Below are 12,691 nucleotides of genomic sequence, written 5' to 3'. Positions count from 1 at the left end.
CCGGCAGGGGCGGCGGCGGCCTCAGCCGGGCGCGGCGGGCCGAAGCGCCAATTGGGGGTGCCCTCGGCGTCCAGCTCCAGCAGCAGGTCGGGCTCGATCAGTGTCACCCGCTCGAAGGCCAGGCGGCGGCGCAGCAGCGGCAGCAGGGCCAGCTCGGCCTCCACCCGCCGGGCGGTGAGCATCTGCGGGCGGCTGCCACCGGGCGCATTGGCCAGGGCGACGCCCTGCAGCGTGACCGTCGGCACCAGCGAGAGCTTGATGCCGACCGGGCCGGAGAGGGTCAGGGCGCGGCCGGTGGCCTGTTCGACGGCGGCGATCAGGCGCGGGCGCAGCACCTCGTCGCGCAGCAGCAGGTTCAGCCCGACCCAGCCGGCGGCGGGCAGGGCGATGGCGACGCCAAGGACGATCAGCGCGGCGCGGCCACGCCGGCGGCGGGGCGGGGCCATAGGGTCAGCCCCGGCGCTTCGGCGCGGTGTTGCGCGGCTTGTCGAAGCCCAGCGTGGCGAAGCTCTCCAGCATGTGCGGCGGCAGCGGCGCCGTCACCTCCAGCGTGCCGCCCTCGGGGTGCGGCACCACGATGCGGCGGGCATGCAGGTGCAGGGCGTTGGACATGCCCTCCAGATGCGCCGCCTGGCCGCCATACTTGCCATCGCCCAGGATCGGGCAGGAGAGTGCCGCGGCGCAGTGGACGCGCAGCTGGTGGGTGCGGCCGGTCAGCGGCCGCAATTCCAGCCAGGTGGCGTGGCGGCGGGCGACATCGACCGTGTCGAACTCGGTGATGGCATGGGCGCCGTCGCGGCCCTCGGCCGGCACCACGCGCTCGCCCATCGGGCCGCCGCCCTGCTTGGCCAGCCGCATGTCGATGCGCCCGCCCTGGTATTGCGGCTGGCCGACCACGATGGCCCAGTAGGTCTTCTCGGCATCGCGGCCGCGGAAGGCCTTGGCCAGGAAACCGGCGGCCGAGGCGTCGCGCGCCAGCAGGATGACGCCGGAGGTGTCGCGGTCCAGCCGGTGCACCAGGCGCGGGCGCTCCTCCTTCTCGAAGGTCAGCGCGTCCAGCATCCCGTCCAGGTGCTTCTTGATGTTCGGCCCACCCTGCACCGGCAGGCCATGCGGCTTGTTCAGCGCGATGATGTAATCGTCGCGGTAGAGGATCATCGCCTCCAGCGCCTTGGCATCCTCGGCCGAGACCTGGCGGTCGCGCGCCACCGGCTCCGGCGCCGGGCCCTCGGGCAGGGGCGGGATGCGGATCTCCTGGCCGCGCGCCAGGCGGGTGTTGGCCTCGGCGCGCTTGCCGTCGACGCGGATCTGCCCGGTGCGCAGCATCTTCTGCAGCGCCCCCTGGGTCAGCTGGGGGAAGTGCCGGCGGAACCAGCGGTCCAGTCGGGAATCGGCGTCCGCGGCATGGACGGTGCGGTGCTGGATGGTCATGGCAGTCTCGATCAACGCGTGCGCGCGGCTTGTAGCAGCCGGGGCCGCGCGGCTCACCCCAAGAATGGGTGGGTTGTGGAAAAGGCAGGGCAGCAAAGACGTTCTTTTTTGAAAAAAAGAACCAAAAAACTCTTGTCGGCTGGCGTCCCGCTTCCGGCCGCAGGCGGGCCGCCAGCGGAGAAAGTCTTTTTGCTTCTTTTTCTTCAGAAAAAGAAGGCTTTAGAATTTCCGCCCTAGTGCAAAGCACAGCGCGAAGGCGCCGAGGCCGAGCGCCATGGTCAGGGCCAGATAGCCCAGCGCCACGGCCGGGTTGCGCTCCCACAGCACGCCGATATCCAGCGCGAAGGCCGAGAAGGTGGTGAAGCCGCCCAGAAAGCCGGTGATCGCCAGCAGCCGCGCCTCCTGCGGGAAGGGCATGCCGGCCAGCATGGCGCCGCCCAGCACGCCGATCACCGCGCTGCCGATGACATTCACCGCCAGCGTGCCCCAGGGCAGGGCGGTGCCGAACCAGCCCGCCGCCCAGATGCCGATGGCATAGCGCGACATCGAGCCGCAGGCGCCGCCCAGCGCCACCAGCGCCAGGGCCAGGGGGGAGAAGGCGCCGCTCACTGCCGCTTCTTCCGCGCGGGTGCGGCCGCCTCCGCCTCGGCCCGCTCCTGGCGCAGCCGCTCCCATTCCTCCAGCCGGTCGAGGATGCGCGCCTCGATGCCACGGCCGGCGGGGCGGTAGAAACGCTGCCTTGGCATGCCGTCGGGGAAGTAGTTCTGGCCGCTGAACCCTTCCTCCTGGTCATGGTCATAGGCATAGCCGGCGCCATAGCCGAGCTGCTTCATCAGCTTGGTCGGCGCGTTCAGGATATGGGCGGGGGGCATCAGGCTTCCGGTCTCCTTGGCCGCGCGGCGGGCTTCCTTGTAGCCCACATAGACGGCGTTCGACTTGGGCGCGGCGCCCAGATGCACCACCAGCTGCGCCAGGGCCAGCTCGCCTTCCGGGCTGCCCAGCCGCTCATAGGTCTCCCAGGCGGCGATGGCGGCGGGCAGGGCGGAGGGATCGGCCAGGCCGATATCCTCGGCGGCGAAGCGGGTCAGGCGGCGGGCGATGTAGCGCGGGTCCTCGCCGCCCTCCAGCATGCGGGAGAACCAGTAGAGCGCCGCGTCCGGATCCGAGCCGCGCAGCGACTTATGCAGCGCGGAGATGAGGTTGTAGTGCTCCTCCCGGTCCTTGTCGTAGAGGGCCGCGCGCTTGGCCAGCAGGGCGGAGAGGCCGGCCGGGTCCAGCGCGGCGCTGCCTTCCGGCAGGGCCAGCAGCTGCTCGGCCATGTTCAGCAGGTAGCGGCCATCGCCATCGGCCATGGCGCGCAGCACGCCGCGGGCGGCCTCGTCGACCGGCAGGGCGCGGCCCGCCTCGGCCTCGGCGCGGGCCAGCAGCCGCTCCAGCGCCGCATCGTCCAGCCGGCGCAGCACCATCACCTGGCAGCGCGACAGGATGGCGCCGTTCAGCGCGAAGGAGGGGTTTTCCGTGGTCGCGCCCACCAGCGTGACCGTCCCATCCTCGACCACCGGCAGAAAACCGTCCTGCTGGGCGCGGTTGAAGCGGTGGATCTCGTCGACGAAGAGCAGCGTGCCCTGGCCGGCGCGGCGCCGCGCCCGCGCCTCGTCGAAGGCCTTCTTCAGATCGGCCACGCCCGAGAACACGGCGGAGAGGGCGGCGAAGCGCAAGCCGGCCGCCTCGGCCAGCAGCCGGGCGATGGTGGTCTTGCCGACGCCGGGCGGGCCCCAGAGGATCAGCGAGGCCAGGGCGCCGCGCTCCAGCATCCGGGTGATGGCGCCTTCGGGGCCCAGCAGGTGTTCCTGGCCCACCACCTCGGGCAGGGCGCGCGGGCGCAGCCGGTCGGCCAGCGGGCGGGCGGCCTCGGCCATGCCCTCCGGCGCGGCGTCGTCATCGGGGGCGGCGGGCGGGGCGCCGAACAGGTCGTCGGTCTGGGCTTTGCGCGGCATGGCGCCCTTATAACGCCGCAGCGCGGCAGGGCTGCATAGGGCCGCCTCGGAAGGCCGCTCTTCCCACTCCCTTCCGGCCGCGCTACGTCAGCGGCCACGGAATACCACGCCCAGGGCTAGAGAGCGGAAGGCGACAGAGCGGACGATGACCAGCAGCAACGACATCCGGGCCACCTTCCTCGACTACTTCGCCCGCCATGGCCACACGGTGGTGGAATCCTCGCCCCTGGTGCCGCGCAACGACCCGACGCTGATGTTCACCAACAGCGGCATGGTGCAGTTCAAGAACGTCTTCACCGGGCAGGAGAAGCGGCCCTATTCCCGCGCCACCACCGCCCAGAAGTCGGTGCGCGCCGGCGGCAAGCACAACGACCTGGACAATGTCGGCTACACCGCCCGTCACCACACCTTCTTCGAGATGCTGGGCAATTTCTCCTTCGGTGACTACTTCAAGGACCAGGCGATCGAGCATGCCTGGACCCTGCTGACCCGCGATTTCGCCCTGCCGAAGGAGAAGCTGCTGGTCACGGTGTTCTCGGAGGACGAGGACGCCGCCGCCCTGTGGCGCAAGATCGCCGGCCTGCCGGATGAGAAGATCATCCGCATCCCGACCTCGGACAATTTCTGGCGCATGGGCGATACCGGCCCCTGCGGCCCGTGCTCCGAGATCTTCTACGACCACGGCCCCTCCATCCCCGGCGGCCCGCCCGGCAGCCCGGACGAGGATGGCGACCGCTTCATCGAGATCTGGAACCTCGTGTTCATGCAGTATCTCGAGGAGCCGGCGGGTACCCGCAACCCGCTGCCGCGCCCCTCGATCGACACCGGCATGGGGCTGGAGCGCTTCGCCGCCATCCTGCAGGGCAAGCACGACAATTACGACATCGACACCTTCCGCGCCCTGATCCTGGCCTCGGCCGAGGCGACGGGCCAGGAGGCCGACGGGCCGTTCAAGATCAGCCACCGGGTGGTGGCCGACCATCTGCGCTCCGGCGCCTTCCTGATCGCCGATGGCGTGATGCCCTCGAATGAGGGCCGCGGCTATGTGCTGCGCCGCATCCTGCGCCGCGCCATGCGCCACGCCCACATGATGGGCACCAAGGAGCCGCTGCTCTATCGCCTGCTGCCCGCGCTGATCCGCCAGATGGGCGCCGCCTATCCCGAGCTGGTGCGCGCGGAAGCGCTGATCAGCGAGACGCTGAAGCTGGAAGAAAACCGCTTCCGGAGCCTGCTGGAGCGCGGCCTCGGCCTGCTGGCGGAGGAGAGCGGCAAGCTCGGCGACAAGGGCACGCTGCCCGGCGATGTCGCCTTCAAGCTCTACGACACCTATGGCTTCCCGCTCGACCTGACGCAGGACGCGCTGCGCGGCGAGGGCAAGGCGGTCGACGTCGCCGGCTTCGAGGCGGCGATGGCCGAGCAGAAGAAGCGCGCCCGCGCCGCCTGGGCCGGCTCCGGCGAGGCCGCGACCGAGACGCTGTGGTTCGACCTGAAGGAGAAGCTCGGCGCCACCGAGTTCCTCGGCTACTCGACCGAGAAGGCGGAGGGCGAGATCCTCGCGGTCGTCGCCAATGGCGCCGTGGTGGAGCGGGCCGGCCCCGGCACCGAGGTCGCCGTGGTGCTGAACCAGACGCCCTTCTACGCCGAGAGCGGCGGCCAGGTGGGCGACACCGGCAGCATCACCGGGGCCGACGGGCTGCGCATCGCGGTGCGCGACACGCAGAAGAAGCTCGGGCTCTTCGTGCATCTCGGCACGGTCGAGGCGGGCGAGGCGGCGCCGGGCAAGCCGGTGCAGGCCGAGGTGGCGCATGAGCGCCGCAGCGCCATCCGCGCCCACCATTCCGCGACCCACCTGCTGCATGAGGCGCTGCGCCGCCGGCTCGGCACCCATGTGGCGCAGAAGGGCTCGCTCAACGCCCCGGACCGGCTGCGCTTCGACGTCAGCCAGCCGACGCCGATGCAGCCCGAGGACCTGGCCTGGGTCGAGGCCGAGGTGAATGCCCGCATCCGCGAGAATGCCGAGGTGATCACACGGCTGATGACGCCGGAAGCCGCGGTGCAGGCGGGCGCCATGGCGCTGTTCGGCGAGAAGTACGGCGATGAGGTCCGCGTCGTCGGCATGGGCCATGACCCGGAGGCCACCGAGAAGCACGGCGTCTATTCGCTGGAGCTGTGCGGCGGCACCCATGTCCGCCGCACCGGCGATATCGGCCTGTTCAAGATCGTGGCCGAGGGCGCCGTCTCCGCCGGCGTGCGCCGCGTCGAGGCGGTGACCGGCGCCGCCGCCCTGGCGCTGATCGAGGCCGAGCAGAAGGCGCTGCGCGAGGCCGCCGCCGCGCTGAAGGTGAACCCGGCCGAGCTGCCGGCGCGCATCGCCAGCCTGGTCGAGGAGCGCCGCAAGCTGGAGCGCGATGTCGCCGAGCTGCGCAAGAAGCTCGCCACCGGCGGCAGCGAGGCCTCGGTCGAGGAGGTGGGGGGCCTGCGCTTCTCCGCCCGCAACCTGGGCGAGGTGCCGCCGCGCGACCTGAAGGGCCTGGCCGAGGCGATCCTGAAATCCGGCACGGTCGATGTCGTCGCCCTGGTCTCCACCGCCGAGGGCAAGGCGAGCCTGGTGGCCGGCGTGGCCGATTCCGCCAAGGGCCGCGCCGACGCGGTGGCGCTGGTGCGGGCCGGCAGTGCCGCGGTGGGCGGCAAGGGCGGTGGCGGGCGCCCCGACATGGCCCAGGCCGGCGGCCCCGATGCCGACAAGGCCGAGGACGCCCTGGCCGCCATGAAGGCCGCCCTGGCCGGATGAGCGGGGCGGCGCCGCGCTGCCGCGCCCGGGATCTCGGCCTGCGCCCGGGGCAGTTCGCCCCGGGGGCGCTGAACGCCATCACCGATGTGGCGGGCGTGCTGGTCGGCCAGGTGACGCGGATCGAGGGGGAGTTCACCCGCACCGGCGTCACCGCCATCCGCCCGCATGGCGGCAATCTGTTCCGCGAGCGCGTGCCGGCCGGCCTCGCCACCATCAACGGCTTCGGCAAGCTGGCCGGCGCCACCCAGTTGCAGGAGCTGGGCGAGCTGGAATCGCCCATCGTGCTGACCAACACCCTCGCTGTCGGCCGCGCGCTGGAGGCGGTGGTGGACTGGACCCTGGCGCTGCCGGGCAATGAGGAGGTGCGCTCGGTCAATGCCGTGGTGGGCGAGACCAACGACGGCCGGCTGAACGACATCCGCGCCCGCGGCATCCGCGGCGAGGATGTGCTGCGCGCGCTCGCCGAGGCCAGCGATGGCCCGGTGGCGGAGGGCAGCGTCGGCGCCGGCACCGGCACCATGGCCTTCGGCTGGAAGGGCGGCATCGGCACCGCCTCCCGCCGCCTGCCGGAAGCGCTGGGCGGCTTCACCCTGGGCGCGCTGGTGCAGAGCAACTATGGCGGCGCTTTGCTGGTGCAGGGCGTGCCGGTGGGCGAGGCGCTGGGCCGCTTCTACCTGAAGGAGCATGCCGATCGCGGCGATGCCGATGGCTCGGTGATGGTGGTGATCGCCACCGACGCGCCGCTGTCGGACCGCAACCTGCAGCGCCTGGCGCTGCGGGCCATGGGCGGGCTGGCGCGCACCGGCGCTGCCTTCTCGGACGGCTCGGGCGACTATGCCATCGCCTTCTCCACCCATGCCGGGGTGCGGCGGCCGCAGCCCGCCTATGCCGATTGGCCGAACGACCGGATGTCGCCGCTCTTCGTCGCCGCCATCGAGGCGGTGGAGGAGGCGGTGCTGAACTCGCTGCTGATGGCCACCGCCATCGAGAGCCGCGACCCGCTGACCCGGCGCAGGCGGCGCGGCGAGGCCATCGACCTCGACGCGCTGCGCGACGTGCTGCGCCGGCACGGGCGCTGAACGCGAACGGCGCGGGGAGGGGCTCCCCGCGCCGTCATCCGCCTTCCGCCAGCGCCGTGGCGGATCAGCCGATCAGATCCTCCACCCGGATCGGCAGGCGGCGCAGCCGGCGCCCGGTGGCGTGGAACACCGCATTGGCGATGGCCGGCGCCACGCCGGTGATGCCGATCTCGCCCAGGCCCTTGGCACCGATCGGGCCGATCTTGTCGTCCTGCTCCTCCAGCATCTCGACCTGGGTCTCGTGCACATCGGCATTCACCGCGATATGGTATTCGGCCATGTCGGCATTGGCCCAGGCGGCGTGGCGCTCATCCATCTCGGATTTCTCGCGCAGCGCGTTGGACAGGCCCCAGATCATGCCGCCCATCAGCTGGCTGTGCGCGGTCTGCGGGTTCAGGATGGTGCCGCCGGCGAACACCGCCACCATGCGCGGCACCCGCAGCACGCCGGTGCGGGGGTTGATCCGCACCTCGACGAATTGCGCGCCGAAGGCCAGGGCGGTGAAGCTCTCCATGTCCGGACCCATCTGCGGGGAGCCCGCGCGCCACAGCTTCCTCGCCTGCTTCGACGGCATCTCGGGATGCGCCCATTGGCTCAGCGCCTCGACATGGCCACGCGGCAGGCTGCCCACCGCCTCGGCCAAGCTCTGGCGCTTGTTGCCGCTGACGACCTGGCCGCCCTCCAGACGCAGCCGGTCCGGCGTCTCGCCCTGGAAGGGGCCCTCGGCCTGGCAGAGCGCGGCGAACAGCTCGGCCCGCGCCGCCTCCGCCGCCTGGCCCACGGCATTGCCGGTGGCGAGCGCGGTGGTGCTGCCGCCGGCGACATTGGTGGGCGTCAGCGCGCTGTCGCCCAGCCGCACCGTCACCTGATCCGGCGCGAGCCCCAGCCGGTCGGCGGCGATCTGCGCCAGGATGGTGTAGGTGCCGGTGCCGATATCGGCGGCGGCGCAGCTGACCTCCGCGCGCCCCTCGGCGGTGATGCGCAGCCGGGCCGAGCTGGTGCTGATGAAGGTCGGATAGACCGAGGTGGCGCAGCCCCAGCCCAGCAGATCATCATCCGCGCGCATGCTGCGCGGCGCATGGTCGCGGCGCGACCAGCCGAACAACTCGGCGCCGCGCTCGTAGCAGCGCAGCAGGGAGCGGCTGGACCAGGGCTTGCCGCCCACCGGATCGCGCGCCGGCTCGTTGCGCCGGCGCAGCTCGACGGGATCGATGCGCAGCGCCGCCGCCATCTCGTCGATGGCGCTCTCGAAGGCGAACATGGCCGGGGTTTCGGCCGGGGCGCGCATGAAGCCGGGCGTGTTCACATCGGTCCGCACGATGCCTTCGCGCATCTGCATCGCCGGGATGTCGTAGAGCCGCGCCAGGATCTCGCCGCCCGGGAAGGCCGCGTCATCCAGCCGGCTGGTCTGGTTCTCGGTGCGGTAGTGCAGGCTGGTCAGCCGCCCCTCGCGCGTGGCGCCCAGGCGGATATGCTGCCTTGCCTGCGGGCGGAAGGAGGAATTGCTGAAGCCCTGCTGGCGCGAGACCTGCAGCTTCACCGGCCGCCCCAGCATGCGCGCCGCGGCGATGGTCAGAAGACTGCTGGCCAGCAGCGTCGCCTTGCCGCCGAAGGCACCGCCGACATAGGCCGAGCGCACCCGCACCTTCTCCATCGGCAGGCCGAAGGGCTTGGCGATGGCGGCCTGCATGCCGCCGGCCCACTGGCTGGGCACATGCACCTCGACGCCGCCCTCGCCATCCCAGGCGGCCAGGGTGCCGTAGAGCTCGATCGGGTTGTGGTGCTGCGGCGGCTCCTCATAGGACGCCTCGATGCGCGTCTCGGCGGCGGACCAGGCGGCGTCGGCATCGCCGACATCCAGCTCGCCCACCTGCTGCTCGGCCTCGGCGCCCGTGGGCATCAGGCCGGTGGCACCGTCCTTGGCGCGGTAGCGGATGTGCAGCCGCGCGGCGGCCTCCTCCGCCTGCTCGCGCCCGTCGGCCACCACCATGGCAACGATCTGGCCGTGATAGCGGATCTCGTCGCCCTCCAGCGGGCGGAAGCCGGAATGGGCGTGGCCGCCCTCCATCATGCTGGCATCCGGTTGCAGCCGTGGCATGGTCTCGTGCGTCAGCACCAGCCGGATGCCGGGCTCGCGCTGCAACGCCGCGCTGTCGATCGACAGCACGCGCCCGCGCGCGACGGGGGAGAGGACCAGCGCGGCATGCAGCATGCCGGTATAGCCATGGTCCAGCGCGTAGGCCGCGCTGCCGGTGACCTTGGCGCGGCCATCGACGCGCGGGACGGGGGTGCCGATGATGGCGTTCATGCCGCGATCTCCTGCCCGCCGCGCTTCAGCGCCAGGCGCAGCGCCTCCTCCACCGTGCCCTGGCCCAGCGCGACCTTGAATTCCTGCCCTGGCCGCGGCCGGGCGCCATCCATGGCGCGCTCCGCCGCGCCGCGCAGCAGCGCCGCATTCGGCGACTGGCCGCGCAGCAATTCCTCCGTCGCATGCGCCCGCCAGGGCGTGGTGGCGAGGCCGCCCAGCGCCACGCGCGCCTCGGCGATCCGCCCGCCCTCCAGCCGCAGCGCCACCGCCGCCGAGCTGATGGCGAAGGCGAAGGATTCACGGTCCCGCACCTTCACATAGCAGGAGGCGCGGCCGACCTCGGTGGCGGGCACGCGGATGGCGGTCAGGATCTCGCCCGGTTGCAGCGCCGTCTCCGCCTCCGGCTTCTCGCCATAGGGGATATGGAAGGAATCGATGGGCAGGCTGCGCTTGCCACCGGGCCCCGTCATCTCGATGATGGCGTCGAAGGCGGTCAGCGCCACGGCCCAGTCGCTCGGCATGGTGGCGATGCACTGGTCGGAGCCGCCGAGGATGGCGTGCTGACGGTTGACGCCATCGAGCGCGGCGCAGCCGCTGCCCGGGTTGCGCTTGTTGCACTGCTCATAGCGGGTGTCGCGGAAATACAGGCAGCGGGTCCGCTGCAGCAGATTGCCGCCAAGGGTCGCCATGTTGCGCAGCTGGGCCGAGGCCGCCAGCGACAGGCTTTCCGCCAGGGCCGGGTAGTCCTGGTTCAGCACGATGTCGTCCGCGACCTCGGCCATCGGCGCCAGGGCACCGAAGCGCAGCGCGCCTCCGGCCAGGTCGAAGCCGCGCAGCTCGGCGATGTCCTGCAGGTCGACCAGCCTTTCGGGCCGCATCACACCGATGCGCATCAGGTCGACCAGCGTGGTGCCCCCCGCCAGGTAGGAGGCTCCGGGCTGCGCGCCTGCGCGCAGCGCGTCCTGCAAATCCGTGGCGCGGTGATAGGAGAAGCCCTGCATCACACGCCTCCCTTGGCAGCGGCGTCCTGGATCGCCTGGACGATCTTCGGGTAGGCGGCGCAGCGGCAGAGATTGCCCGACATGTATTCGCGGATCTCCGCGGCCGAGCCGGCATGGCCCTCGCGCACGCAGGCCACCGCCGACATGATCTGACCCGGCGTGCAATAGCCGCACTGGAAGGCGTCATGGTCGATGAAGGCCTGCTGCATCGGATGCAGCGTGCCGCCCTCGGCCAGGCCCTCGATGGTGGTGACCGCCTTGCCCTGCGCCGCCACGGCCAGCGTCAGGCAGGCATTCACCCGCTGCCCGTCCAGCAGCACGGTGCAGGCGCCGCAGGCGCCCTGGTTGCAGCCCGGCTTGGCGCCGGTCAGGCCCAGATGGTCGCGCAGCGCGTCGAGCAGCGTGGTGCGGGGATCCAGGCTGAGCCGGTGCGGCTGGCCGTTGATCTCCAGCAGGATGCCGCTGTCCTGGCGCGCCGCCAGCGCCGGCGCCTTGTCGCGTACCTCGCCCATATCCCGTCTCCGCTTGCTGTGGTCCCGCATCTGCGGGGCACAACGCGACAGGGAGGGCGGCGTGGCTTCACAGCCCCGTGGCTGCGCCGCCGGTCAGTTCAGGCCGTGATGGTTGCGATACCAGGTGACGAAGCGCTCCAGCCCGACCTCCAGCGGGGTGGAGGGGGCGAAGCCGATCGCCGCGCGCAGCAGCGAGACATCGGCCCAGGTGCGCTCGACATCGCCGGGCTGCATCGGCAGCTCCTGGCGGATCGCCTCGCGCCCGGTGAAGCGCTCCAGCAGCGCCACCACGTCGTTGACCATCACCGGCGAATCATTGCCGATGTTGAACAGGCGGTGCGGCACGGAGGGGCTGATGCGGCCCGGCTCCTCCGGCGTGGCGGGTGGCGCAACGGCCAGACGGGCGATGGCCTCGACGATCTCGTCGATATAGGTGAAGTCGCGCCACAGCCGGCCGCCATCGTAGAGGGGGATCGGCTCGCCGGCGAACAGCGCGCGGGTGAACTTCCAATAGGCCATGTCCGGCCGGCCCAGCGGGCCATAGACGGTGAAGAAGCGCAGCCCCGTCACCGGCAGGCGGTAGAGATGCGCATAGGTCTGCGCCATCAGCTCATTGGCGCGCTTGGTCGCGGCGTAGAGCGAGACCGGCTGCTCCACCGCGTCGCGCTCCTGGAACGGCACCTTGGTGTTGGCGCCATAGACCGAGGAGGAGGAGGCGTAGATGAGATGCCGCACCGGGTGGTGCCGGGCCGCCTCCAGCACCTCCAGGAAGCCGTCGACATTGGCCGAGGTGTAGGCGCGCGGATGGTCGAGCGAGTAGCGCACCCCGGCCTGGGCAGCCAGGTGCATCACATAGTCGGGCCGTGCCTCGGCCCAGACCGCGGCCAGCGCGCCGGGCTCGGCGATGTCGAGCTGGCGGAAGCGGAACCCGGGCTGCGCCCGCAGGCGCTGCAGCCGCGTCTGCTTGAGGGCGGGGTCATAGTAGTCGGTCAGGACGTCGACGCCGGTGACATCGGCGCCGGCAGCCAGCAGGCGCTGCGCCAGGGCGGCACCGATGAAGCCGGCCGCGCCGGTGACCAGCACGCGCGCGCCGGTCAGGTCCGGGGCAGGGGAGGGAATGGCGTTCACGAGGAGGGGGTCAGAAAGCTCTGCTGCTCAAGGAAGGCGAGGCGCGAGGCATGGTCGTCCAGCCGGCAGAGCATGAAGCCGCGCAGCCCTGCGCCGATACGGGTTTCGGCTTCACCGGCGATAGCCTGCGCCGCGATGCCGGCGCCATTGTCGAATTCCAGGTCCAGGGGTGTGCCGGCGGGCAGCGCCGGAAGATCCAGCATATAGGTGACATCGCCCTGCGGTTGCAATGCCAGCTCGGCCACAGCCAGGGTGTTGCCGGCGGCGGCGGCGCGCAGCGTCACCGCCAGCGCCTCGGGTGGGGTGCGCAGCTCCAGATAGAGGCGCAGCGCCGCGCCGGCCGCCTGGGGCGGCAGCGGCAGTCGCAGCGCGGCGCCGCCCTCGCGGCACCACACGCCCCAATCCTCCATGCGGTGCCAGCCGGCGCCCTCGCGCGTCGCATCG

General features: G+C 71.8%; 11 protein-coding genes. 2 read left to right on the top strand and 9 right to left on the bottom strand.

The genetic code is table 11. The features are described from left to right. From HMPREF0731_RS02195 to HMPREF0731_RS02180, 4 genes are all read right to left on the bottom strand, one after another. On the bottom strand, positions 1 to 446 hold a 446-nt coding region (locus HMPREF0731_RS02195), incomplete at its 3' end, for an AsmA family protein (RefSeq protein WP_007002368.1). A 4-nt stretch (positions 447 to 450) separates the two neighbouring features. Continuing rightward, entirely contained in the window at positions 451 to 1,431 is a 981-nt protein-coding gene (locus HMPREF0731_RS02190) for an RluA family pseudouridine synthase (RefSeq protein ID WP_040611847.1), read from the bottom strand. Between the two features lie 219 nt (positions 1,432 to 1,650). Further along, positions 1,651 to 2,040, bottom strand: coding sequence for a fluoride efflux transporter FluC (locus HMPREF0731_RS02185; RefSeq protein WP_007002365.1), 390 nt, complete (start codon positions 2,038 to 2,040; stop codon positions 1,651 to 1,653). Then, a complete protein-coding gene (locus HMPREF0731_RS02180; RefSeq protein ID WP_007002364.1) occupies positions 2,037 to 3,428 on the bottom strand; it encodes a replication-associated recombination protein A in 1,392 nt (463 codons plus the stop codon). Before HMPREF0731_RS02180 ends, HMPREF0731_RS02185 begins: the two co-directional genes overlap by 4 nt. 145 nt (positions 3,429 to 3,573) lie before the next feature. Here HMPREF0731_RS02180 and alaS point away from each other — a divergent pair, with 145 nt between their 5' ends. Beyond that, positions 3,574 to 6,219 carry an alanine--tRNA ligase gene (gene alaS, locus HMPREF0731_RS02175; RefSeq protein ID WP_007002363.1) on the top strand — a complete coding sequence of 882 codons (2,646 nt, stop codon included), beginning with the start codon at positions 3,574 to 3,576 and terminating at the stop codon, positions 6,217 to 6,219. Next, a complete protein-coding gene (locus HMPREF0731_RS02170) occupies positions 6,216 to 7,298 on the top strand; it encodes a DmpA family aminopeptidase (protein ID WP_007002362.1) in 1,083 nt (360 codons plus the stop codon). Before alaS ends, HMPREF0731_RS02170 begins: the two co-directional genes overlap by 4 nt. A 64-nt stretch (positions 7,299 to 7,362) precedes the next feature. Here HMPREF0731_RS02170 and HMPREF0731_RS02165 read toward each other — a convergent pair whose 3' ends face one another. From HMPREF0731_RS02165 to HMPREF0731_RS02145, 5 genes are all read right to left on the bottom strand, one after another. Beyond that, positions 7,363 to 9,606 (bottom strand): xanthine dehydrogenase family protein molybdopterin-binding subunit, encoded by a 2,244-nt coding sequence (locus HMPREF0731_RS02165; RefSeq protein ID WP_007002361.1) that lies wholly within the window; start codon positions 9,604 to 9,606, stop codon positions 7,363 to 7,365. Next, a complete protein-coding gene (locus HMPREF0731_RS02160) occupies positions 9,603 to 10,607 on the bottom strand; it encodes an FAD binding domain-containing protein (RefSeq protein WP_007002360.1) in 1,005 nt (334 codons plus the stop codon). Before HMPREF0731_RS02160 ends, HMPREF0731_RS02165 begins: the two co-directional genes overlap by 4 nt. Further along, positions 10,607 to 11,119 (bottom strand): (2Fe-2S)-binding protein, encoded by a 513-nt coding sequence (locus tag HMPREF0731_RS02155; RefSeq protein WP_051014651.1) that lies wholly within the window; start codon positions 11,117 to 11,119, stop codon positions 10,607 to 10,609. The genes HMPREF0731_RS02160 and HMPREF0731_RS02155 overlap by 1 nt, the downstream gene beginning before the upstream one ends. Positions 11,120 to 11,212: 93 nt before the next feature. Then, positions 11,213 to 12,247 carry an SDR family NAD(P)-dependent oxidoreductase gene (locus HMPREF0731_RS02150; RefSeq protein ID WP_007002358.1) on the bottom strand — a complete coding sequence of 345 codons (1,035 nt, stop codon included), beginning with the start codon at positions 12,245 to 12,247 and terminating at the stop codon, positions 11,213 to 11,215. Next, a partial coding sequence (locus HMPREF0731_RS02145) for a hypothetical protein (RefSeq protein WP_169312246.1) occupies positions 12,244 to 12,691 on the bottom strand: 448 nt, incomplete at its 5' end. The genes HMPREF0731_RS02145 and HMPREF0731_RS02150, both read right to left, overlap by 4 nt.

It is taken from the genome of Pseudoroseomonas cervicalis ATCC 49957 (genome assembly GCF_000164635.1).
GTDB lineage: Bacteria > Pseudomonadota > Alphaproteobacteria > Acetobacterales > Acetobacteraceae > Pseudoroseomonas > Pseudoroseomonas cervicalis.
This window is presented reverse-complemented; position numbering and strand designations above follow the sequence as displayed.